The sequence below is a fragment of the Candidatus Limnocylindrales bacterium genome (assembly GCA_035559535.1).
Lineage (GTDB): Bacteria > Moduliflexota > Moduliflexia > Moduliflexales > JAUQPW01 > JAUQPW01.
Genome location: DATMBG010000042.1, coordinates 59,252 through 81,503 on the forward strand (window position 1 = coordinate 59,252; position 22,252 = coordinate 81,503).

Consider the following 22,252-nt stretch of genomic DNA (forward strand, 5'->3'; position numbering starts at 1 on the left):
CGATTTTCTCGCCGATCAAATTTCTAAGCTCCATAACGATGGTACCCTAATTGTTCAATGGGGGCAGCATGGAAAAGGCGATGGGGAATTTGACGCCCCTACTGGAGTCGCGGCAGACCACTACGGTCAGGTTTATGTGACCGATTTTTACAATCACCGGGTCCAGAAATTTACCGCTGATGGAAAATTCCTGCTCCAGTGGGGAAGCAACGGCCGTTGGAGTGGGAGATTCCATTACCCTACTGATGTGGCCGTCAATAACCAAGGCGAGGTCTTTGTGGTGGATGCCTACAACCACCGGATCCAGAAATTTACTCGAGATGGACACTATCTTACCAAATGGGGTGGGATCAGTTACGGCCTTTCAGGGAAATGGCCTGGCTGGTTTCGTCTGGCTAAGGCAGTGGCAATTGATCAGGAAGGCTATGTTTATGTGGCAGATGCCTTCAATCATCGGGTGCAGAAGTTTACGGGCCAGGGGAAACTGGTTAGCTGGTGGGGAGGACTTGGCAGTGACCTGGGCCAGATTCACTATGCGGCTGGAGTTGCTGTAGACACGCAGAGATCTGTCTTCGTGAGCGATTTCTTCAACAACCGAATTGAAAAATTTGTCTCAATGGTTCCAAAACAATCGAAAAAGAATATTATTCCTTAATACCTTTAAAGGATCATAATGCACGGAACTCTCATGGAAATCTGGAGCGGAACGTCCGCTGCGGGTAGTATCATACTGCCTTTCTTGCTAGGCCTTTTGGGTTTTATCGAGCCCTGCTCGCTAGGGGCCAATCTCATCTTCCTTCAATACCTGTTACCCTTTACCCAGCGTGCCCGGATCCTTCAAAGCTTGCTTTTTACACTGACCCGAGCACTTTTTTTAAGCCTTATCGGACTGCTTGCGGCTCTCCTAGGCCAACAGTTCATTGGGATTCAAAGCCATTACATCCTCTTTTTGGGCACGTTGTATATGGTTTTCGGTTTGATCATTTTAATGAAAGGCCCTGTATGGAGCTTCACATTACCTTTTCCACGTCTCTCTGAGAGTTCCATGACAACTCTGCTGGGAGGAGCCTTCGGTCTGGCGGTCCCGGCTTGTGCCAGTCCCCTGATCTTGGCCCTGCTTGGGAGGGCAGCTCTCTCGGGCCAGCTCTTGTTTGGGTTTTCAAGCCTCTTTGTCTTTGGTCTGGGACTGTCTCTTCCACTGGTGATAGCCGTCTACTCGGAAAAGGCCTGGGAAACAATGATACGTGTTGCCCGTCGTTATTCCTACAGCACGCAATATCTCATCGGAGGCATATTGGTTTTTGCTGGCTTCTACACCCTCTTCACCCGGAGTGGAAGCCTGCAAGCGATTCTACAAAAATAGGCTTCGTTCACGCGTTCTCAAAATTAGACATGATAAAGACAATAACTACTACCCTGTTACCTTAATTTTAACCTCATAGGGCTGCTTTCACTCCCCAGCTCCCCTCTCCGCCCCCACCCCTTCCCTCCCCGTGGTCGGGGAGGGAGAAGAGGGAGAGGGGCCGGGGGTGAGGACCACTTAAACGTTAAACAAAACTAAGTAAACAGTGTACTACTCACCCAACTGTTTAATTTGGGTTTAATACCAAATCTACTTGAATATTGTGCATTGTCACCCTGAGCGAAATGAAGGGTCTTGCCTCAGCCACGACAAGATTCTTCGCTATCGCTCAGAATGACACATGCAAGGTAATCATCTGAATTTGGTATAACAGACCGCTCCGACTGAACTTGCTACCATCAAGATTTCGGCGTAACGATCTCACAGTTTAAATGACAAATTTAATAAAGAGGAAACAAGTAGGAGGAATTTATTATGGAGATAACTCAAAAAGAAAATCGCGCTCCAAAAAACGAAACAATTGCCTGTGAAATCAAACTCCAGACCCTCTTTGAAGGAATCACGGACGGGCTTTTAATGGTGGGCCAAGATCATACCATTGAAGCGGTTAACCAGGGGTTTCTATCTCTGATGGGCAAGTCTGCCAATGATTTTATCCACCAGGATTGCCACCAACCCTTTCAAGGGGCTGAACCTTCTCAGGAACCATGCCCCGTATGTATAACCTTTGAGTCCGGGAAACCTGTCCACCTGGAACGGGTCGGAATCGCTGAAAAGGGACGGCGAATAGAGATGGAGATTTCCACGTTTCCTTTGAAAAATCCAGATGGAAAGGTCGTTCAAGCTATTGTCTATGTTAAAGATATCACCGAAAAGCGAACCCTTTACCGGCAGGTAGCTGAGGCAGAGCGGTTAACAGCCGTGGAGCAGATCTGTGCTACGGTAGCCCATGAATTGATGAATCCCCTGACTTCTGTCCTGCTCAATATAGAACTGCTGGAAGAGACCTTAACTGCTCCAGAGGTTCAGACCCAAGAGGCGAGGAAGAGTTTAGAAGTTATCAGATCTGAACTGGAACGTTTAGCCAGTATTGTAACCGAGTACCATGAGTTTACCCGGCTGCCGAAAACCAAACTGAAGCGTGGGAATATCAACACAATTTTAATGAAGCTTCTGGAGTTTTTAGCGTTAGAGCTCTATGAGAAAAGGATTTCAGTTCGGAAGGTCTTTGAGGCGGATTTACCAGAAGTACTCATAGATGTCAATCAGCTTCGGCAAGTTTTTCTTAATCTATTTCGAAATGCTATGGAAGCCATGCCCCAGGGAGGGCGGTTAGTTGTGACGACTCGAACGAGAGACGGAAAAGTTGAAATTGAGATAGTCGATACCGGGGTTGGCATTGACAAAGCAAATCTCGAGAGAATCTTTGAGCCCTTTTTTACCACCAAAGCCAAGGGGAGTGGGCTAGGGTTACCCTTGGTTCGGCAGATTCTTAAAGAGCATCGGGGAGAGATTGAGTGTATCAGTGAAAAGGGAGCCGGTACGACCTTTATCGTCTGGCTCCCTATAGCAAGATGAGTATTTTATCCGATAAAGATGGAAGCTATCTTCAGAGCGTTAAGGGGCGACAATGGGTGGTATTTTTCATCTACTCAGGTCAGTTTCATATACAGGGTCCAACCATCATTTAGATCGACTCGAACTACGCCATAATCTCCACAGTCTTTCCCCATTTGCCCTAAACCCCTGGATAAACTCAAGACAGGCTTGTCCACGTGTTTCTTTTCTTCTATAATCCCCTTTAGAATTCCTACCTAAACCCCTGGATAAACTCAAGACAGGCTTGTCCAAGGGTGAACATCGCACCAACCACAGCGTCCGACCAATAACCCATCTCAGTCGGAAATTGGCATCACCTCTTATACCAAATCAGTATTGAAATGGGGTATAAAGTAAGGACCGCCCCTCCCCAGGAGGCAACTTATTCAATCCGAGCTGTTTCAAATCATGGACTCCTTGAGAATTTAAGGTTAGAAAACCCTCTAAAGAGAATGAATCCCCTGGTTTTAGATTAGACAAACATAAATCAAAAAAGTTGAAAATCAATAAAAATTTTCAGGTGATTTTTTGATTGCATCTCTAAGGAATTTAAGATATACAGGTAGAGTTTGAAAGTTAATGAATGTTTTCCAAATTTGTTTGGAAAGGATATAAACCCAGCAATAGGGGAGAGAGTGATTAACCCATCTCAGAGAACAAAAGCTTAAAGGATCCGGGCGCTACCTGGAGAGAAGGATTTAATTCCCAAAATAAAAAAGATTCTATGTTAGAATTTTTGAAAAAGCTCCTGGCATTACCCCTAACCTCGATGGTGAGAACACTTGTTGTTTGGGGTTTTATTGATCTTTCGAAATTAGAAAAAGAGCTGAAAAGTGAACTCATCAAAGGATTGACCCTGATGACCCCGGATAATGCCCAATTGTACCATTCAATCCAGCAAGAGTTGGCCGAGCATAAGCGGACGGAAGAACAGTTACAACAACGCATTGAGCAACTTCAGAGTATTTACCATCTCAACAGTGCCACCAGCCGTGCAGAAGTTCTCGAAGAGATCTACACCGAAGCTCTGAACGCTTTGCAACGTACGTTGAAGGCGGATCGGGCTTCGGTGTTACTATTTGATCCGGATGGCATCATCCGCTTTAAAGCCTGGAGAGGACTTTCCGATAACTACCGAAAAGCTGGAGAAGGTCATTGTCCGTGGTCACGCCACGAAAAGAACCCACAGCCGATCCTGGTTCCTGATGTGGAAAAGGAGCCGAGTTTGCAGTCTCTCCGACCCGCCATTTTAAAGGAGGGCATCCGGGCTCTCGGTTTCATTCCCCTGGTGTATCAAGGTCAGTTGTTAGGGAAATTTATGATTTATTATAACACCCTGCATGAGTTCACCGATGAGGAAGTTCAGTTGGCGCAAACCATCGCCAGTCATATTGCCTTTGCCATAGAGCGCAAGCGGGCGGAGGATGCGTTGCGAGAGAGTGAAGAACGATATGCCCTTGCTGCCCGTGGGGCTAACGATGGACTGTGGGATTGGAATTTGAAAACTGGTGAGATCTATTACTCTCCCCGTTGGAAGTCGATGCTCGGTTATGAGGAAAACGAGATCAAAAATAGCCTCGAGGAGTGGTTTAGCCGGGTGCATCCTGAGGACATTGAAAATTTAAAGGCACGAATCGATTTACATCTGGAAGGCCTCACTCCCTTTGAAAACGAACATCGGATGAAACATAAGGACGGAACTTACCGCTGGATGCTAAGTCGAGGACTTGCAGTTCGAGATGCAGAAGGGAAGGCTTATCGCATGGCCGGTTCTCAGACCGATATTACCGACCGTAAGGTGGCCGAAATGCAACTCTTGCATGATGCGTTTCACGATGCCTTAACAGGCCTACCCAATCGAGCTCTGTTCATGAATCGCCTGGAGCATGCAACCGAGCGTTCAAAACGCCGTCAGAATTATCAGTTTGCGGTCCTCTTTCTGGACCTGGATCGCTTTAAGGTTGTTAATGATAGTCTGGGCCATCTGGCCGGAGATCAGCTCCTTGTTGAGATTGCTCGAAGGTTGGTGGAGTGTTTGCGCCCTGGAGATACCGTTGCCCGTCTGGGGGGAGATGAGTTTGCCATCCTTCTCGATGGGATCGAAAGTCTTAATGATGCCATTCGTGTTTCGGACAGGATCCAAAAAGAACTGATGTCCCCCTTCAATTTAAATGGACAGGAGGTCTGTACAACCACCAGCATAGGGATTGCGCTAAATACCATAGGGTATATCCAACCCGACGATCTTCTACGGGATGCCGATATTGCCATGTATCGGGCCAAAGCGCTGGGTAAGGCAAGGTATGCCGTGTTTGATGCCGGTATGCATACACGGGCTGTGGAACTCTTACACCTGGAGGCCAGCCTTCGACGAGCTATCGAACAGCAGGAGTTTCGACTTTATTACCAACCCATCCTATGTTTGAAAAGTGGTAAGATAACCGGAGTTGAGGCGCTCCTACGCTGGCAACACCCTCAGCGGGGTCTTATCTCTCCAGGGGAGTTTATCCCGGTTGCGGAAGAAACCGGATTGATTGTGGCCATCGGGGAATGGGTAATACAAACGGCATGCACACAAAGTAAAGCCTGGCAAGATATGGGCCTACCCCCACTCTTCGTGGCCATAAACCTGTCGGCTCGCCAGTTTCAGCATCAAAATTTGCTGGAGTTGATCAAAAAGATCCTTAAAGAGACGGGTATGGCTGCTCAAACCCTTAAACTGGAAATTACCGAAAGTATTGCCATGAGAGATCTCGATTTCAGCATCCCGATATTAAAAGAATTGAGTGCCATGGGAGTCCAGATCTTAATAGATGATTTTGGTACCTGTTATTCTTCACTGGGTTATTTAAACCGCTTTCCCATTAACGCCTTAAAAATTGATCAGTCTTTTGTGAAGGATATCCCAAACAATGCGGATAATGCGGCCATTATCAAAGCCATTATTGCCATGGCCCATAGTCTCAAGTTGAAAGTGATCGCCGAGGGAGTGGAAACCGAAGAACAGTTAACCTTTTTACGCTCGCAAGCCTGTGACGAGATCCAAGGTTACTTACTCAGCCACCCACTCCCTGCTGAGGTGTTTGCACGCCTGTACCCCACCTTTTCCCTCTAACCCTGGTTTCTCAACTCACCGAAGTACTCAGGGGTTGAGTCCGTTTGCAGCCATCTCGATATACCGCGACCGCTTTAAGCCCCATCTTCCAGGCCTCCATATATACCTGCCAGATGTCTTCAGGGGTCGCCTCCTGGGGCATATTAATGGTTTTGGACACTCCCCCCGACAAGAAAGGCTGAACGGCCCCTAACATCTTGAGATGACCGCTATAATGGATGGATCGGGTTCCTTTTGAGGGTTTGAACGCACAGTCAAAGACGGCAAGATGCTCCGGTTTTAGCCCCGGGGCTCCTTCAATGGTATCGTTCTGATCGATATACTCAACGATGGCGTGGATCTGCTCTGTAGAATAGCCCAACTTTTTCAAAGCCTCCGGAACCGTCCGGTTGACTATTTTGATTAAACCTCCCCCTGCCAGTTTTTTATATTTAACCAGACTGATATCCGGCTCCACCCCGGTGGTATCACAATCCATGTAAAATCCTATAGTCCCTGTAGGAGCTAAAAGGGTGACCTGGGCATTCCGATACCCATACCGCTGGCCCATGCGATAAGCATCCTCCCAAACCTGTTCGGCCACCTCTATTAAAGATCGAGATATCTCTAGGCGGTCTATTTTAGCCAGATAAGAAATGTGTTTTTTAATGACCTTTAACATGGGTTCCCGATTTACGGCATACTCCTGGAAGGGACCGAGTTCTCTGGCGATCATGGCAGAGGTTTTATAAGCCTGCCCACTCATGAGGGCTGTAATAGCTCCGGCATAAGCCCGGCCGGCATCGCTGTCATAGGGGAGACCCTCCGACATCAGAAGCGCTCCTAAATTGGCATATCCCAACCCCAGGGGACGAAATTTCTGGCTATTTCCCTGGATGGTTTGGGTGGGATAGCCGGAATTACCGACCAGGATCTCCATGGCGATGGTCATGATACTTACCACATGGCAGAACCCTGCTACATCCCAAGAACCTTCATGGCGAAATTTCATTAGGTTTAGAGACCCCAGAATACAGGCCGAATTATCCAAAAACATGAATTCACTACAGGAGTTGGAAGCCTGAATACGACCGGAAGCCGGACAGGTATGCCAGTCATTGATGGTGGTATCGAATTGTAAACCGGGATCCCCACAGATATAGGCTGAATCCACGATCCGCTTCATTAGATCTCGAGCTGAATAGGTATCCACAACCTCGCCGGTAGTCACGGCCCGGGTTTGCCATTTCTTATCCTGTAAGACAGCCCACATAAAATCATCTGTAACCCGAACGCTGTGGTTTGCGTTCTGAAAAGCCACCGTGTCATAGGCTCCACCGGACACATTAAATTCTCCGTTGTACCCGGCTTCGATGAGCGCCCAGGCTTTTTTCTCTTCATTGGCCTTGCAGTCGATAAATTCCAAAATATCCGGGTGATCTATATTCAAAATGGCCATCTTAGCGGCACGGCCTGTACGACCGCCACTTTTTATGATACCCGCCATGGTATCACACCCCCGCATGAAGGAAACCGGTCCACTGGATTTACCACCTCCGGAGAGCTTCTCCTTAGAGGAACGTAAGGTAGAGAAATTGGTCCCGGTACCCGATCCATATTTAAAAAGTATTCCCTCTGTTTTAATGAGATCTAAAACCGACTCCAGAGTATCCTCCACAGAGTTGATAAAAGATCCCGAACATTGGGGATGCTCTTCAATTCCTACGTTGAACCATACTGGGCTATTAAAAGCGGCTTTCTGATGAACTAAAATATGACAGAGTTCGTGGTAGAAGGTTTCGGCATCTTCACAGGAAGTAAAATACCCATCTTTAAGACCCCAATCCGTGATGGTTCGAGCAACACGATTAATCAAACTCTTGACACTCCGCTCTCGCCGGGGAGTTCCTAAAGCTCCATAAAAATATTTTCGTATGACTACATTGGTTGCCGTCTGAGACCAAAATTTCGGAACCTCCACCTCTCTCTGCTCAAAAATCGTTTCACCTTTTTCATCGGTAAAGCTGGCCACCCGGAGTTCCCATTCTACTTCCTCAAAGGGATGCACCTCCGGGGTGGTGTAAAATCTCTTTATCTTTAAGCCCCTGGTTTTCGTTGAAATCGATGGAACTTCTCTATTTTTCATGGTTTTCAACATGCTATGACCCTCCTGTTAAGGGACGGTCTGGGCCCTTCTTCCATTTCGAGAAGGAAAACTCGGACCCACTTATTTGCTAAAAAAATCAGGATCTGCTAAGGAAATTAGGAAGGCCAATAGGAAAGGAACAAGAGAAAGAGAGACGGAAGATCCTATTGTTGCTTCGCTATTTCCTTCGGCAACCCTTCTACCATAGTGTAAATAACACCTTAGGCAGTGGCTTTCCGTCCCGCTCTTTCGAGTGGTTTGGCTTTATCGAGAAATAACGTACGAATCTTGACAAAAACCTTTCCTCTGTCAAGAAACCCTTACAAGGAACCTATACTCAGGAAATGACTTGGTGCTAACGCAAGAACTATACCACATGATAAAATAAGTTTAATTAAGTTATTTTAGCCTCCCTAAGGAGAAAAAACCCAGGAGGTTGTCTTCTAAAAAACTGAAAATTCTTGCGGTTTTAAAACTTTATTTGTGGCAAAGAAACCACCGAATTTCTCCTGGAATCGGAATTAAAGTCCTATGCAGGAGAGGTAACCCCATCTATGAAAATTATTTCAACCTTCTTCAAAACAGGAAGTTAACGGGTCAGACCTACGATTTTAGGCTACAGGACAGGAAATATCATCGCCTCCTCCTCCTTGCCCCACTTTTCAGGGATAGTTTTCTTCTAACCTCCTTTCCTTGCAGGGAAGAGGAATCGAAGGGGTTAGATCCCAAAAGTCTTCCTCCTCTTCCGAAGTTTCTAGATGAAGGAGGGGTGAGATACAGACCGGTCTTTTAAAGTATCTCTGGACCGGTTTCCCTCAGGCTGTTGTACTTGTGACAAAGAACCCTTATATTAACATCAGGTGGGGAAGTTATCCGTTGGGGAATAGAAGGATTATAGGAAATCTGACGGGACTTTACCAACCTTTTAGATGGATCCTCAGGGTCAACAAACTGTTTTATGCAGGTTCATTTTTTAATCGAGAAAGGCTCCGGCCCCCTTAATGAAGATAATCTGGTCATAACCCAAAATATTTTTGGAGTCTTCGATGGCGTAACCAGCCTGGATAATTACAGAGATCCCCACGGGAATACAGGCGGATTGCTTGCTTCCCGTATTGCCAAAAGGGTTTTTGAAAAAGGGGGTAAACCCCTGGTCGATCTGGCCCTGGAAGCAAATTCTCTCCTCAGAGAGGAAATGCTCAAACATGGAATAGATCTTTCTAAAAAGGTCAGTTTATGGGGCACTACCGCAGCCGTGATCCAAATCAACCGGGATACCTTCGATTGGATACAAATCGGGGACAGTCCAATCCTGGTCCTTTACGATAAGAATTCCTACAAACTGCTTGTGGAGGACTACGACCATGATCGGGAGACCCTCATTCTCTGGAAAGAACTGGCAGATAAGAAGATCAAAAATATCCGGGAATTTCTTTTGGAACCCTTACAGAAAGCAAGGGAAAAAGCCAATGTTTCCTACGGTGTCCTTAACGGGGAAAGGGAGATGATCGGGTTCTTAAATCGAGGTACAGAAGATTTAGAAAATGTGAAACATATCCTTGTTTTTACCGATGGGTTGTTTATTCCCCAGGAGAACCCCCGGCATAAAGATCCTTTGGGTCTACTGGTAAGTCTCTTTTTAGAGGGGGGTCTAGAAAGGATAAGAGACTACGTAAGGGAAAGAGAAAAAAGCGATCCAGAATGTTGGAAATATCCGAGGTTTAAGCCCCACGATGATATAGCAGCTGTTTCGATTTCTTTTTAACAGGCTTGGAACGGTAGAACTTTGTCGCTGGTCCCGGTAATAGGTGATAAAAACAGTATTCTGGATGGTATGCTTCGCCGACTTAGAGGAGTCGGAGCCACCCCTTAACCTGGCCCTCTCCACCTGCATATCCCCAACTGATTTAATCAAGCCATCAAGGAATCTTACAGTGTAGCAGGAATGGCCGGCGGTGGAAGACCCTATTTGCTACAACCAGGCCGCCGGGGTTTTTCGGTCATTTAACATTGTCAAGTTAAATACCTTTGTTTCTTTAATGGAGAAACCCTTTAATAGAGAAACTCCAAATAATCCTACGAAAGGGTCATAACCCATTGGGTCGCCACAAGGCATAAAAATCACAAGGCGATTTTCGTTGGGATTCCGAAGATTTTTTCCTTTTCATTCGTATAAATGAGTATAAATAGATATATGGCCTTCAAGGTGAAGGGATCTGAATAGATTGTTTTGTGTATGGACCAACTCCTGGATGCTTATCCAGCTTTATATTCAGGAGGGGGAGTTGGTATCCCATAGGAGGAAAAACGAAATGAGAAAGGCAAGTTTAATTTGGTTAGTTACAGGTGCTTTACTCTGGGCTTCAGGGTGTACCGGATATAGTACCCAAACGGGAGCTGCTATCGGTGCCGGAGCCGGGGCCCTGGCCGGACAGGCCTTAGGTCATAATACCCGGAGTACTTTACTTGGTACAGCCTTAGGGGGGATAACCGGAGCTGTGGTGGGAAATGCCATAGATAAATACAATGAACAGAGGTATGGTCCCCCCCCTCATCCTACCTGGGGTCGCTCTGATTATAATACCGGCTACGGTCATTGGGTAACCGTTCCAGGTCAATGGGTCCAGGGGCAATGGGTTCCAGAACATCAGGTATGGGTTCCAGATTTACCGGGCTGGAATAGTTCTCCACAACTACCTCCGGTCCCCTTAAAGCAAGAGACTGTGATGAATAGATCCGGATACCCGGATTAGTAGAGTATGGCCATCTGCTTGTTAATACCGATTATCAAACGAGGACGTTTAACCTACTGAATCCTTCTTTTTTTCTCCCTTGACAAATTCCGTCCAGAGCAGGATGGTAAAAGTAATCTCCGGGCAGGAAACGAATTTGTTTTCAAAGCAGAAAAGGATTGATAGAGGGAATTACCTCCTCGACGGCAGGTGGTCCTACCCTCCTCCAGGTTAGATAGCAAACCTGCAGGAGAGGTCTGCCACCTGGCCGGGCTGATAAGATACTCGATGGGCTCCGGTTGGGGTATGAATCTTAGGTCTGGCTTCCTCCCAGGAAGGAAACTACGTGGTTTTAGGTCACCGCATAGCTGGATTTTAGACTGGATTCTGTTGTTTATCTTCCTGTTCTTCCCTCCCACTCCCCTCTTTGCCGGGGAGGAAGGGAAAGATGCCATCCCCCTTTTAATCCACCATCTAGAAGTTCGTCTGACTCCTGAGGATCACAGGCTTCAGGTCCAGGATACTCTTCAAGTCCGCATGAATTCCGGCTTGATAAACTCAGATCAAGGGATCCTCTCTTTTTTTATGAATGGGGCGCTGAAAATCCTGGAAATTTATCCAGAGAAGTCAGATCAAACCCTCACCTGGCATAGTTTTCCAAGGGATCATAGATCTCAGGAGATTCGATTGCAGATCCCTGCAGAGGCAAGAGAAACCTTTTCCTTTACCCTTCGTTACGAAGGAATCATCTATGACCCGATTCAGAAATCTCAGGATCTGAGCTTTATTACGGGAGACGAAACCACCGGATTAATCGGAGAAGAAGGAGTTTATTTATCGGAAGATACCCACTGGTATCCGGAAATACCCAAATCTTTATCTCTTTTTAACCTTGTGGTCACCATTCCGGAGCCCTGGGTTGTTGTTACCCAGGGAGAGTTAATCGCACGAGAGACCAGAGAAGGTTTATCTAAAAGTCAATGGCGATCTGAGATTCCTGCAGAAGCCCTTACCCTGGTTGCCGGGAAGTATCGGGTTCAGACCCGGAATTGGAATGGGGTGGTCATGTCGGCTTATTTTTCTCCGGAAAATGAATCTCTGGCCGACAAATTCCTTGGGGCCGCCGGAGAGTATATTCAGTTGTATTCTCAAATCCTGGGCCCCTATCCCTACAAAAAGTTCGATATAGTGGAGAATTTCTTTTCCAGCGGATATGGATTCCCCTCATTTACCCTGTTGGGAAAAGAAGTCATCCGACAAGGAGAACGGGCTTTGCAACCCGGTTATCTGGACCATGAGATCGTCCACTCCTGGCTGGGGAATTACGTATTCTACGATCCGGATAAAGGAAATTGGGTAGAGGCTTTGACTACCTATTGTGCCAATTATTACTATAAGGAGCTTAAACAAGGTGAAGAAGCAGCCTTTAGGTACCGAAAGAGGGCCAGCCAACAGTACAGTATACGGGTTACCCCGGAGAAAGAGTATCCAGTTCGGGCCTTCAAAGGAAAAACCGAAGATTACGAAAATGACATCGGCTATACCAAAGGATCTATGATCTTCCATCAACTCCGTCGATGGATAGGAGATGATTCTTTTTTTCTGGGCTTAAAGGAAATCATCCGACGATATGGTGGACACCGGGCCGACTGGGAAGATTTGCAAAAAGTTTTTGAAGAGATTTCCCACCAACCGCTGGATTGGTTCTTTCGCCAATGGTTAGATTTAAAGGGAGGTCCCGAACTGAAATTGGAAGATGTAAAATTAGAAGCCCTTCCCAAAGGCTATCGGATTACGGGTCAGGTGGTTCAACGCGGAGATGTTTACCGACTTCGACTTCCCATCCAGCTTCGTTTCGAAGAGGAAAGAAGAATTTTGCATCTGGATCTTACCGAGCGGGAGACTCCCTTTATCTATACGGTGGATCGGGCTCCCCTTGCTTTAATCCTGGATCCTGAATACCATGTTTTTCGTAAGATAGCTCCAGAAACTTTGATCCCCTGCCTCAATGCCCTTTTAGAAGATAAAGATAAACTTTTGATCTATCCGACCCAAGGAACAGCCGATGAAATCACTATTTATCGAGGTTTGGCAGAAATGGTCGCGACCCGAAAGGGGGGGAAAGTTCTGGCGGATACCACTCTAACCGGAGATTTATTGACCCAAAACTCTCTCTTTATCCTGGGTGATGCCCGGAAATCAGCCCCTGTCAAGGAATGGCTGACTCATCTTCCAGAAGGTTTTGAGCTAAAAGAAGATGCCTTCAGGCTGGGAGGTAAGGAATATAAAGGAGAAGAAATGGCCCTCCTGATAACCTGGCGCAATCCAAAAAATCCGATGAAATATCTGACCCTCTATTTTGGATTAGCCCCCGGTGCCCTTTCCCGGGCTCGATATCTGTTCTATTACGGTTGGGATAGTTACATAATTTTTGAGAAGGGCTACCCCATTCAACGGGATGATTGGCCGGAAGAGTCTCCCAATACCGTCTATTATTTCCGATAACCGGACAAAGGCGCCTTAAGCTGGCGCCTGTGGAGAATGAGTGAAGGAGAACTCATGGCCGATTTCAATGGGGAATCCGTATCAGGACCCCCTGAAAGGTAAAGGAATAGTGAATTTTTCCCGGGGAAGAGGTTAGCCCACGGATATTCGACTCAATAAGTCCATATTATCCAAAACCTTGCCGGTTCCAAGAGCTACAGAGGTCAGAGGATCCTCGGCCAGGATAATGGGTAAACCGGTTTCTTCCTGAAGTTGGATATCCAGGTTTCGAAGTAGGGAACCCCCTCCGGTTAATACGATCCCTTTGTCAATAATGTCTGCGGATAATTCGGGAGGGATATGCTCCAGGGTTGTTTTCACAGCTTCCACAATAGCCAGTACCGTCTCACTGAGTGCATCTCGGATCTCTTCACTTGAAAGGGTCAGGGTCTTGGGAATCCCTTCTATCAAATCTCGACCTCTAATTTTTGTAATTTCTTCTTTGTCCAGGGGATAAGCAGAACCCCAGGTCATTTTAATATACTCCGCCGTTCTTCCTCCAATGAGTAAACTGTGCTTTTTCTTAATATATTGAATAATCGCTTCATCCATTTCATCCCCGGCCACACGAATGGAACAGCTATGAACAATCCCTGCCATGGAAATAACCGCTACTTCTGTGGTCCCGCCTCCAATGTCCACAATCATATTCCCAGAAGGTTCTTCTATAGGTAAACCTACCCCCATAGCCGCAGCCATAGGCTCTTCAATCAGATAAACTTCGCTGGCCCCGACCTGAAGAATCGAGTCTTTTACGGCTTTTTTTTCGACTTCTGTAATTCCCGATGGAACTGCTACCACAATCCTGGGATGAATAAAGAAGTATTTTCGGTTGTAAACTTTTCTAATGAAGTAATCCAACATTTGTTGGGTAATTCTAAAATCCGAGATAACCCCGTCTTTTAAGGGTCGAATAACACTGACAGATCCCGGAACCTTACCCAGCATTTCTTTAGCTTCCTTACCAACCGCCAGGATTTTATTGGTCTTAAGATCAACCGCCACCACGGAGGGTTCATTGACCACAATGCCCCGTCCCTTCATATAAATCAACGTATTGGCTGTACCTAGATCAATGGCCAGGTCTTTAGAAAACCAACTTAAAGGTGGAATCATAAAGAATTCTCCTACAAAAAAGCCGATAGCAAATGCCTCCCAGAGATTTGCTATGACGACTCCTTCTCATACCCTCTAAAATCATCGGTATCCCTTTACCCTACCCTCTCACCCCACTTCCCGGCTCCTTGCTGGGGTAGGTCTTTTAGACCTAACCCCCTCCGACTCTCCTTCCCTGGGAGGGAAAGAAAGAGTTGGGAGGAAAGGCCATCCCCGAGTTCCCCTTCCCCGCGTTGGGAAGAGGTTAGGGGGTCAGGTGAGAAAAAACTACCCTCGAAAGCCTTCTGACTCCTCTCCGGAGACTTCAGAAAAGAAGGAGAGGCGACAGAGAAGGAAGAATAAGGACTCTGTTCCGAAAATGGCTCTTTTTATTTAACCCTGTTTCCGGCATTTTTGTAAGTGAGCCAATAATTCTTGCAAGATGAGAGGGGCTACAGGCTTTGTAAAGTGATAATCAAATCCTGCTTCCTGAGCTCGACGCCGATCTTCCTCCTGCCCATACCCCGTCACAGCTACCCGTACCGTCTTAGACAATTGGGTATCTTGTCGAAGCCATCGAGCGATTTGATAGCCATCCATTCCCGGTAAATCAATATCCAACAGGACAACTTCGGGTAGATAACTCAGGGCTACCTTCGTGGCTTCTAAACCATCATGGACTACCCGGACCTCATAGCCCCACAACTCCAATAAATCCCCCAGGGCGGTTGCGATATCTACATCATCCTCCACCACCAGTACACGGAAACGTTTCGCAGTGACCCTGGCTTCCTTTTCATTGAGGAGAATCTCTTTTTCGGTAGTTTCTTTTACCATCATAACCGGATCTCCTTTTCTATACCGGTGTCCCAAGCTGTCTGGGACCATCGTATAGAACCTCCTATTTTCAGGCCGGTACACCCCTTCTTCGGGTTTTTCTGTTCTAATTAACGTATGTTACTCTATAGCATAAACTTATTTTATGTCAATATAAAAGTTAATCTTATTGAGGAAATCGGAATCAGAATTGAAAGTCTTGTCTGGCCAAATTCGGCCAGACAAGGCCTCCTATTTAGGCCGGGATTTCTTCCCTGGAGGGAAAGCCATGTTGGATTCTTCCGATGGGACCCTCATGCACCAGGGTGGTCTTATAGAGTTCCAGATGACCATCGGCTGCATAAAGCCGACAGCGTGCCCGAACAGCCTCCATCTCCTCCGGGGTCATCGGCTTGAAACCACAAGCAATTTGCAGATTCTGGTGAAGTATTTCCAAAGAATTTATACCGCTGACCGTGGTGGCAACGGGAAGACTCATGGCATAGCGGAGCGCTTCGGCAACCGAAATGATTTTTTTGACCGCCGGTACGGTAAGTCGCCCGGTAAGGCTTTTCATACCAATGGCTCCGATACCCCGTCGATTGAGTTCCGGCAAAACCTGCTGTTCAAAACTACGAAAAGTTGCATCGAAACAATTAAGCGGGAGCTGACAGGTATCGAAAGGATAATTGTAGGAGAGCATTTTCAAATGGATGGCAGGATTTTTATGGCCTGTAAAGCCGACAAAACGAACTTTACCTTCACGTTTAGCCTGATCGAGGGCTTCGATGACCCCATCCCGAGCGAAATGCAGTTCCGGATCATTTTCATAAACAACCTCATGGATCTGCCACAGATCCAGATAATCCGTTCGGAGTCGGCGTAAAGATTGTTCCAGTTGCTGCAGGGCCGTTTTACGATCCCGTCCATGGGTACACACTTTGGTCATCAGAAAAACTTTATCCCGACGGCCCTGCAGACCTTTACCCATCCATTCTTCACTGCGACCGTCGTTATACTCCCAGGCATTATCCATGAAGGTTACTCCCATATCGACCGCTTCCTGGACGATACGGATAGCTTCTTCTTCGCTCTTTGCGATGCCCAGATGGAAACCCCCTAATCCCAAGGCTGAAACTTGAATCCCTGTCTTTCCTAAAGGTCGGCGAGGAATCTCACCGGAAAGTTTATAAGAACCGGTCATAGGATCATTCTCCTTAATTTTAAGGGTTGAGTTCGAACCATTCGATGCGCCTTAAGCAACCTTTACCTCTATCTTCCCAGGAAAGTCAAGAATTTTATACAGATTTTCTATCAGAGACGCCTGGAACGTCCGATGACTTTCCGAAGGGGAATTAAAATCCATCGACCGTAGCCGGCGAGGCAGGAAAAAACGCCCAGAAGAGGAACAAGAAACCAGGTACGAAGCGGGGTATATTCTTCGTAGGTGTCGTAACGGACTATTTTTCGTTGGGAAAGTATGATGGATTTCAAACTTGTGTAGAAGGTGGAACTCTCTTCCACGTAGTAATATGAACCTCCTCCGGCTACCGCCATCCGACGCAGGATCTCTTCATCCAATGAGGAAGTTTGGATAGAACTGGTAGGGTCGTCGGGGTTTGTTCGGTAGTAACTCACCACACGTCCCTTCTCATCCTGGGTCTTTACCAATAGCACCTCCTCGGCATGACGTACACCCAGGGCGTCTTCTTTTATTTTTCCTATTCCGACCGTATAGAGGAGAATACGAGGATTCTTGGTATGAAGGTCATTTATTCTGCGAATCGCTTCGAGGCGATTTTGCTCCGAACCCCCTTCCTTGCCCCCATCGGAGATTAAAATCCCCACATCCGTGGTATCGGAATCCGCAGGAAATCGCGAAAGAAGATCTTCCCACGCGACGATTGCGGCCTGAAGGCTTGTACCCGGTACATCGATGGTATTTTCGTCTACGGCCTGAATATAGGAGGTAATTTCGTAAGGACTCGTTGAGAAAAGAAAGGAGGTTGGAAATGCCGCACCGGCAAAGGGGATAACGGCCACCTGATAATTGCCACCGATTTCCTCATTGCTCCAGAGGAAATCCACCAGATCTTGAAGGGTTTTTTTGGCAACGGCAAGACGACTTGGCTCCAGATCCCGTGCATAAGCCATGGACAGGGAGGTATCCAGGAGAAAGGTGATACGGATGCCGGTAAAAACAGGTTTCTCCTGAATCTTTTTTTTCATGGGTTCGGCAAGGACCATCAGGAAGAGCAGATAGACTATACAGTATAAGATCCATCGGGTAACGACAACCCTTCTCTTCGGGAGGGTGGAACCTCTGAGATGCATCTGGATCCAGGGGTCTGCTAATACCTGCTCACGCTTCCGGTACGCGTACCAGGCACCCAGAAGAATCAAGGGGATCAGTATACTTCCCCACAGCCATTCAGGTTTTTGGAATATCACGCTCCAGGGCCCTTTTTCCCCGTCCTCCAACCCCGGGAAGGGGGAAAGGAAGCAAGAATTCGATTAATGGGTTCTTCCGGCAGGTACATCATTCATCTGGATTTTCTCATTGGGGCGTTGAGGCAACATTTTCAGGATGATCTGTCGTTGTTGCGTGCTATCTCCTGTGAGGGAACCGGCTTTCTCCAAAGCCTTTTGGTTTTGTTCCAAGAGTTCAAGGGCCGTCTGGGCATTGCGATCTTTTGGTAGGTAAGCGAGGACTTTCTTGAGTTTGCTCCGCGCAACTTCGGTGAAATCGGAGAGTTTGGTGGCATCCTCTCCGGCAAAGATAGATCTTTCCACAGCAAATAAGGCAAACCGGTACAACCACTGCGCGGTTAAGATGGGATCATCGAAAGTTTCAGGAAGAAGCGCTACAACCCCATCTGCTTTTGTTGCCATGTCCATGGCCTCATTTAAATATCTCTTGGCCTCGGGGTGATTTTTGCTGTAAAGGAGGAATTGTTGTGCTCTGGCGACCTTTTTTTCCATTTGGAGCATGTAGCTTTCTGCAAGTTTTGCCATAAGCAGATTCTTGATACGAGCCTGTTCTTTCTCCTCTATCACCCTAGAGAGTTTGGGGAATTGATCTTTCAGGATCGCTTCCCAGGCTTCAGGAGAAGAAGCTTTTTTCATCTCGTCATTTATTTCACGGATTAAGGCCTCTATTTCCTTTTGTTCCTCGACCACACGCCTTTGATATAAGGCTTCTTCACGGGCACGTTTCTGCATCGCCTGTTTTATCCAAAAGCCCTCGCCGAGAAAAAGTATTGTAAGAATGGTATAGATTATTAACCGTCCCATAAAAGGATTGTAATCCTGGGTCAGAAGTCCGGAGCCAGAACTTTCTCTTTCTTTGCTTTGATTTCCGGCTTTTGACCTCCGGCTATAAGGCTGTTATATCTCTCCGGTAAGTGAACGGGCAAAGGTATATTCTGCAATCCCCCAGCAGAGAAAAAAGACGAACCCTGCCAATATAAACCATCGACTATACGAAGCACGTTTTGGGATTTGTATAGTGGTGAAGTGATTGAGATGTTTTTCAAAAATTTCCTTTACTGCCTGTTCCATATTAACCAAGGGGTCGTCCTTTCGTACCAGAAGGAAATCCCCGCCGGTTTCTTGCGCTGCCAATTTAAGTTGGACAAGAAAATTTTCGATGGAGATAAAATAAATGGGAAGCTTTAAATAAGCCGCAAACTCCAATAATTTCCAGAGAGAGGGATCCCGGGTTTCGAAAGACTTCAGGTCGTCATAGACTGCGTCAGTAAAAATCAAGATGGTCCATTCCTGGATTTTCGGTTGGATAGAACTCATTTTTTTGCTAAGTTCAGGAGGAAGTACAAAGTGTCCGCTTTGAGGTCGCAAAGCTTTCCTGAGGAGATTCATTTCATCTTCTGTAAAAATAGATTCCCTGGCTACCCTTAGGGCCTGTTCTAAGCCTGTGGAAGGGACGAACGCGGAGCCTGTAGGAGGAAGAAGTGTTGGATTGGTCGACGGGGTATTTGGCTCTGAGGCATAGCGAAAGATGAGGTTTGAAAGGGCTGCATAGAAAGCGATATGAATGTTGGTGTCTCCTCCCAGAATCACCGGACTCCACTCGAAACGCTCGACCTGATCTCGGAGCCTTCGGTAATCGGTACTTGGAAAAAGAATCACGGCAGGGTCTCGGGCAAAGGCCATAAGGGAGATAAGCGGTTTCTTTTTTTGATAGGGAGAGAGGGCTGCTGCTTCGGTCATATCCACGAATTTCTTAAGGGCACGGCACATCCCTTTCATTCTTGGATATAGCTCGATTTCCTCTTCAGCCAGGCAGGTAATGGGTTTTACTCCGGGATAGACATTCAGGGTCTTGCGCTCAAACATGGAACCTGAGGAATCCACCAGCAGGAGTATGTTGGGAGTTTCCAGTTTTTCTTCAGTCCAGAAATAGCCATGGGTAATCTCCGCAAGGGCCAGGATCACCGATAGGTAGGTCAGGGTCTTAAAAACCGTTGGAAGTACGAAGTGGATCCGACTTTGCCATTGCCTGAGTCGTTCACGGAAGGTCAGGTACTCCGGCTTTACATGGAGGTGTGCTTTTTGAAGCGCATAACGACGTACCCTGAAGAGGAATTCAACCAAAACAACAGGTAAGAGTAATAACCATTCAGGGTGTGAGGCTTCATATCCAAATATTTCAAACATGGCTGGCTTCCTTCAAACCTAGGATCCCATTTTCAGACGCTTCAGGGACATAATCAAGGACTTGACATCGGAGGTTAATCGGGTCAGCGTCTCTTCTTGAAGGGTAAAATTCGGCCGGTAAACCTTCTCTAACTCCCTATAGATTGTTTTAAGGAGGTCACGTTCCTTTTCATCTAACCGACTGCCACAGTTTTCCATCACTTCGCCAAGTCCTGGGTGGGGGCTTAACTCACCGGGAAAGAGGTTTTTCAATGCCAGGGAGAGGGCCTCATAGACCTTTTCATAACTTTCGAGGGAAGGATGTTGCTGGGCTTCATTTAAAAGCTGCATACAGACCTCTTGCCAGGGTTTTTCAAGGGGTCCGCGAGGAATCTGTCGATTCCTCTGTTGCAAGAGGGTTCTCCCCCTTACCAGGCTGGCGATACCGAATAGACCTGCCAGGATAAACGAGGCATAGGAGAGTAAGACAGGTCTAAATGGGAGCTTGGCTATAAAGGGAATAGAATCCAGTCTGGAGGATGAGATAAAAGGAGCAGCGGGAAGGGGAGTAACCTGAATTTCAGGAACAGTCAGCAAAGTTGCCGGAGGAAATGAGGTTACAACTCCTGCAAGATGGGAAATTACAAAGAAGTTGGCAATATTGGTAGTAATCGTCTTTAACTCTCCATTCTCGGTAAAGTTAATAGGAGGCCCAGAAATTACCCACTTTCCAACGGAATCGGTACCTGTAGCCTGTACTTCAAAAAGGCGCAACTTCCAGGTCAGGGTTACGATCTCTCCAGATCCATTACGAACTCTGTTGACCTCGGGTTCTGGAGAAACCTCAAAATATCTGGCCTTACCTCCACTGACAGGTTTAGGAATAAACTCTGCACTTCCCAAAGGGGAAATCAGTTTAGGATCTATCTGAATCCGCTCTGGAGCAAAATTTTGAATGATCAAAGAAACCGTCCTGACCTCATCTAACTGCCCGGTTTCGGGAGTGACCTTAAGTTCCGCAATAACTGGGGGGTGAAGATAATGAAATCTGGGATAGGCACGACGTACCCATGAGTCGGTGGCGGCAAGATTTACAAGGCGTAAAAGCGTTAAGGGGGGTTTAATTTCCGAAAAAGAAATGTGAAAGGTACTGTTCTCGGATACGGTTACGGCTCCAACTGTAAAGTCACCATATTTTTTCAACTCTTGAAGGATATGCTCCTGTAAATCCTGGACTGAAAAGAATTCCTTGGGTTCGATCACCATCCCCGTCATTTCTGCTGCAATCCCATGGACCAGGTAGACGAACTCAGCACGGGCAACCTCAGAGGTGTTGATAAGATTTACAGCCTCTACGATCTTTGCCGGAGGAATCGTTTCCTCAAACTGGACAAACCATCGATTCGTCGGCATATTCCAGTTCATTTCCGGTTTATATTCACGAAGAGGAAACCCTGAAAGGGTTTTTGAGAGAAATTCCTCTTGTTTTTCCGGTAGTGCGTAAGAGAGTGTAAATTGAACAATGATTCTCGGTGCAAGCTCTAATGGCTCCCGCACGTTAACATCCTCGGTGTACGAATACATCTCCCCTAAACTGATGGCAGGATAAGCCTGACATTCCAGCCCGGCAAGCATCCAGAATGTAAACAAACTCAGCAGGCTAAGACCCATGGTGAAAAGAAGAAGGACTTGCTTTGGCATTCTCATGATGATATCTCCTCATGGGATTTTTGACCCTTCTGAGAGAGAGAATTATTTTTAAATCTACTCTCTTCTACGTTGGTGTCAAGGGTCTGACAGAATTTAATCTTATCCCTATTCAAGGACCTGGATTGGACTTTCTCCTTGACCTTCACCCCTATAGAATTTATCCTCTCAGAAAAAGAGATTAAAAGCAAGAGATTTCTTAAAATTTGTAACTGTAACAATTTAGTAGGTGTCACTTTTTCTGTCTGAACACCCCCCTGGCCCCCTCCAGGAGGGACTGATATGGGGTTGCTACTGCTGAAGTCCCCCCCTAGGAGGACCAGGGGAGTGTTTCTTTTTCCATCGGATTTGATCCTTCCGCTTTTGATAAGTTTATGAATCGCCATACGAGTTACATCCTGCAGATCCACCGCTTCTGTGACCTTCCTCAAATCGTCTTGAGATTCCATGAAAAAACGATCTACACCTATAAAGTAGATCAGTCAAGGAAATTTTTCACA

General features: G+C 46.7%; 16 protein-coding genes and 1 riboswitch. Of the genes, 7 read left to right on the top strand and 9 right to left on the bottom strand.

Features of this window, described 5'->3' with window-relative positions; genetic code table 11:
• Positions 1–49 precede the first annotated feature (49 nt).
• From VNM22_15250 to VNM22_15265, 4 genes are all read left to right on the top strand, one after another.
• Entirely contained in the window at positions 50–655 is a 606-nt protein-coding gene (locus tag VNM22_15250; GenBank protein ID HWP48519.1) for a 6-bladed beta-propeller, read from the top strand.
• Positions 656–673: 18 nt separating this feature from the next.
• The gene (locus VNM22_15255) at positions 674–1,363 is read left to right on the top strand and encodes a cytochrome c biogenesis protein CcdA (GenBank protein ID HWP48520.1); all 690 of its coding nucleotides are present in this window, start codon (positions 674–676) and stop codon (positions 1,361–1,363) included.
• 474 nt (positions 1,364–1,837) lie between these two features.
• A complete protein-coding gene (locus tag VNM22_15260) occupies positions 1,838–2,941 on the top strand; it encodes an ATP-binding protein (GenBank protein HWP48521.1) in 1,104 nt (367 codons plus the stop codon).
• A 745-nt stretch (positions 2,942–3,686) separates the two neighbouring features.
• Positions 3,687–6,077, top strand: a complete 2,391-nt coding sequence (locus VNM22_15265) for an EAL domain-containing protein (GenBank protein ID HWP48522.1) — start codon at positions 3,687–3,689, stop codon at positions 6,075–6,077.
• A gap of 10 nt (positions 6,078–6,087) precedes the next feature.
• On the opposite strand, the gene VNM22_15270 is transcribed toward VNM22_15265, so the two are convergent.
• The gene (locus VNM22_15270; protein ID HWP48523.1) at positions 6,088–8,214 is read right to left on the bottom strand and encodes a vitamin B12-dependent ribonucleotide reductase; all 2,127 of its coding nucleotides are present in this window, start codon (positions 8,212–8,214) and stop codon (positions 6,088–6,090) included.
• A gap of 174 nt (positions 8,215–8,388) precedes the next feature.
• Positions 8,389–8,475, bottom strand: a riboswitch (cyclic di-GMP riboswitch).
• A 685-nt stretch (positions 8,476–9,160) separates the two neighbouring features.
• Here VNM22_15270 and VNM22_15275 point away from each other — a divergent pair.
• The 3 genes from VNM22_15275 to VNM22_15285 all read left to right on the top strand — a co-directional run bounded on the left by VNM22_15275 (position 9,161) and on the right by VNM22_15285 (position 13,439).
• On the top strand, positions 9,161–9,967 hold the full coding sequence (locus VNM22_15275; GenBank protein ID HWP48524.1) for a hypothetical protein: 807 nt from the start codon (positions 9,161–9,163) through the stop codon (positions 9,965–9,967).
• A 547-nt stretch (positions 9,968–10,514) separates the two neighbouring features.
• Entirely contained in the window at positions 10,515–10,955 is a 441-nt protein-coding gene (locus tag VNM22_15280; GenBank protein HWP48525.1) for a glycine zipper 2TM domain-containing protein, read from the top strand.
• Between the two features lie 285 nt (positions 10,956–11,240).
• Positions 11,241–13,439 (top strand): M1 family aminopeptidase, encoded by a 2,199-nt coding sequence (locus VNM22_15285; protein ID HWP48526.1) that lies wholly within the window; start codon positions 11,241–11,243, stop codon positions 13,437–13,439.
• 132 nt (positions 13,440–13,571) lie between these two features.
• On the opposite strand, the gene VNM22_15290 is transcribed toward VNM22_15285, so the two are convergent.
• From VNM22_15290 to VNM22_15325, 8 genes are all read right to left on the bottom strand, one after another.
• Positions 13,572–14,594 carry a rod shape-determining protein gene (locus VNM22_15290; GenBank protein HWP48527.1) on the bottom strand — a complete coding sequence of 341 codons (1,023 nt, stop codon included), beginning with the start codon at positions 14,592–14,594 and terminating at the stop codon, positions 13,572–13,574.
• Between the two features lie 372 nt (positions 14,595–14,966).
• Positions 14,967–15,413, bottom strand: coding sequence for a response regulator (locus tag VNM22_15295; protein ID HWP48528.1), 447 nt, complete (start codon positions 15,411–15,413; stop codon positions 14,967–14,969).
• Between the two features lie 232 nt (positions 15,414–15,645).
• Entirely contained in the window at positions 15,646–16,593 is a 948-nt protein-coding gene (locus VNM22_15300) for an aldo/keto reductase (GenBank protein ID HWP48529.1), read from the bottom strand.
• Positions 16,594–16,703: 110 nt separating this feature from the next.
• Complete coding sequence (locus VNM22_15305; protein HWP48530.1) at positions 16,704–17,840, bottom strand: VWA domain-containing protein; 1,137 nt, start codon at positions 17,838–17,840, stop codon at positions 16,704–16,706.
• 63 nt (positions 17,841–17,903) lie between these two features.
• Positions 17,904–18,683: a hypothetical protein gene (locus VNM22_15310; protein ID HWP48531.1), complete on the bottom strand. Its 780-nt coding sequence runs from the start codon at positions 18,681–18,683 to the stop codon at positions 17,904–17,906.
• 93 nt (positions 18,684–18,776) lie between these two features.
• Positions 18,777–20,066 carry a vWA domain-containing protein gene (locus VNM22_15315; protein HWP48532.1) on the bottom strand — a complete coding sequence of 430 codons (1,290 nt, stop codon included), beginning with the start codon at positions 20,064–20,066 and terminating at the stop codon, positions 18,777–18,779.
• Positions 20,067–20,084: 18 nt separating this feature from the next.
• On the bottom strand, positions 20,085–21,752 hold the full coding sequence (locus tag VNM22_15320) for a hypothetical protein (GenBank protein ID HWP48533.1): 1,668 nt from the start codon (positions 21,750–21,752) through the stop codon (positions 20,085–20,087).
• On the bottom strand, positions 21,749–22,162 hold the full coding sequence (locus tag VNM22_15325) for a hypothetical protein (GenBank protein ID HWP48534.1): 414 nt from the start codon (positions 22,160–22,162) through the stop codon (positions 21,749–21,751). The genes VNM22_15320 and VNM22_15325 overlap by 4 nt, the downstream gene beginning before the upstream one ends.
• Positions 22,163–22,252: the final 90 nt, after the last annotated feature.

Excerpts from the sequence above, each read along its gene's own strand:
- VNM22_15265 (HWP48522.1), top strand. The coding sequence starts at position 3,687 with ATGTTAGAATTTTTGAAAAAGCTCCTGGCATTACCCCTAACCTCGATG.
- VNM22_15295 (HWP48528.1), bottom strand. The coding sequence starts at position 15,413 with ATGATGGTAAAAGAAACTACCGAAAAAGAGATTCTCCTCAATGAAAAG.
- VNM22_15260 (HWP48521.1), top strand. The coding sequence starts at position 1,838 with ATGGAGATAACTCAAAAAGAAAATCGCGCTCCAAAAAACGAAACAATT.
- VNM22_15275 (HWP48524.1), top strand. The coding sequence starts at position 9,161 with ATGCAGGTTCATTTTTTAATCGAGAAAGGCTCCGGCCCCCTTAATGAA.
- VNM22_15315 (HWP48532.1), bottom strand. The coding sequence starts at position 20,066 with ATGTTTGAAATATTTGGATATGAAGCCTCACACCCTGAATGGTTATTA.
- VNM22_15285 (HWP48526.1), top strand. The coding sequence starts at position 11,241 with ATGAATCTTAGGTCTGGCTTCCTCCCAGGAAGGAAACTACGTGGTTTT.
- VNM22_15270 (HWP48523.1), bottom strand. The coding sequence starts at position 8,214 with ATGTTGAAAACCATGAAAAATAGAGAAGTTCCATCGATTTCAACGAAA.
- VNM22_15310 (HWP48531.1), bottom strand. The coding sequence starts at position 18,683 with ATGGGACGGTTAATAATCTATACCATTCTTACAATACTTTTTCTCGGC.
- VNM22_15290 (HWP48527.1), bottom strand. The coding sequence starts at position 14,594 with ATGATTCCACCTTTAAGTTGGTTTTCTAAAGACCTGGCCATTGATCTA.
- VNM22_15280 (HWP48525.1), top strand. The coding sequence starts at position 10,515 with ATGAGAAAGGCAAGTTTAATTTGGTTAGTTACAGGTGCTTTACTCTGG.
- VNM22_15300 (HWP48529.1), bottom strand. The coding sequence starts at position 16,593 with ATGACCGGTTCTTATAAACTTTCCGGTGAGATTCCTCGCCGACCTTTA.
- VNM22_15255 (HWP48520.1), top strand. The coding sequence starts at position 674 with ATGCACGGAACTCTCATGGAAATCTGGAGCGGAACGTCCGCTGCGGGT.
- VNM22_15320 (HWP48533.1), bottom strand. The coding sequence starts at position 21,752 with ATGAGAATGCCAAAGCAAGTCCTTCTTCTTTTCACCATGGGTCTTAGC.